Here is a 1,314-nt window from a genome sequence, read left to right on the forward strand (position 1 = left end):
GCCGACTGCTTCCCCGCAGTCGACTACTTCGAGAACAGCGGCCTCCCCTTCGTCATCGCCCTCAACGGCTTCGACGGACACCAGCCCTACACCCCGGACGAGGTGCGCGAGGCCCTGCAGATCGGACCGGACACGCCCATCCTGACGACGGACGCCCGTCACCGCACGGATGCCAAGAGCGCGCTCATCACATTGGTCGAGCACGCGCTGATGGCCCGCCTGCGCTGACCCGGCCGCCGCACGGCGAAGGCCCCGTACTCCTGAGGAGTACGGGGCCTTCGCCGCTGAAAGGCTCCGGGTGGGCCCGGGAACGGCCTGAGGGGCCGTTCTCAGCCCTGCCAGCTGTGCGGGGCACGGAAGCCGGGGGTGCGCTCCAGCCGGCGCCACCCGGCGGTGTCGCGGCCCCGGTGGGCGGGTGCGTCGGGCTGGGCGGCGGCACGGGCGAGCAGGACGGCGGTGATGGCCGCGAGCTCCTCGGGGCCGGCCTGGCCCTTCTCGACGCGCAGCACGGACTCGGCGGGGGTGACGCTCATGGTGTCTCCGTCTTCTGGGCAGTGGGTCGCGTACGCGGGCGGGGTTGCCGCGGCGACTGCGACTACTGCGGCGGGTTGCCGTGCTTGCGGGACGGCAGGTCGGCGTGCTTGTTGCGGAGCATCGCGAGGGAGGCGATCAGCACCTCGCGCGTCCCGGCGGGGTCGATGACGTCGTCGACCAGGCCGCGCTCCGCGGCGTAGTAGGGGTGCATCAGCTCGGCCTTGTACTCCTTGACCATGCGGGTCCGCATGGCTTCGGGGTCCTCGGCGTCCGCGATCTGACGGCGGAAGATGACGTTGGCGGCACCTTCGGCGCCCATCACCGCGATCTCGTTGGTGGGCCACGCGTAGGTGAGGTCGGCTCCGATGGACTGGCTGTCCATGACGATGTAGGCGCCTCCGTAGGCCTTGCGCAGGATCAGCGAGATCCTCGGCACGGTGGCGTTGCAGTACGCGTACAGGAGCTTCGCACCGTGCCGAATGATTCCACCGTGCTCCTGATCGACGCCGGGCAGGAAGCCGGGTACGTCCAGCAGAGTGACGAGAGGAATGTTGAAGGCGTCACACATCTGGACGAATCGTGCGGCCTTCTCGGACGCCTCGATGTCCAGGACACCGGCCAGCGACTGCGGCTGGTTGGCCACGATGCCGACGACCTGGCCGTCGAGCCGGGCGAGGGCACAGACGATGTTGGTGGCCCAGCGTTCGTGGATCTCCAGGAAGTCGCCGTCGTCGACGAGCTCCTCGATGACCTTGTGCATGTCGTACGGGCGGTTGCCGT

General features: G+C 69.4%; 2 protein-coding genes and 1 pseudogene. 1 reads left to right on the top strand and 2 read right to left on the bottom strand.

What is annotated here, in order from left to right:
- Positions 1-228, top strand: a pseudogene (locus AB0F38_RS31655) (ATP-binding protein); the annotation flags it as partial.
- A gap of 101 nt (positions 229-329) precedes the next feature.
- Here the strand turns inward: AB0F38_RS31655 and AB0F38_RS31660 are convergent.
- Entirely contained in the window at positions 330-533 is a 204-nt protein-coding gene (locus AB0F38_RS31660; protein WP_361900891.1) for an acyl-CoA carboxylase subunit epsilon, read from the bottom strand.
- Positions 534-595: 62 nt separating this feature from the next.
- Positions 596-1,314 (bottom strand): carboxyl transferase domain-containing protein (locus AB0F38_RS31665; protein ID WP_361900893.1); only part of this gene is annotated, 719 nt, incomplete at its 5' end.

It is taken from the genome of Streptomyces sp. NPDC025273 (genome assembly GCF_040638585.1).
Classification (GTDB): Bacteria; Actinomycetota; Actinomycetes; order Streptomycetales; family Streptomycetaceae; genus Streptomyces; species Streptomyces cinereorectus.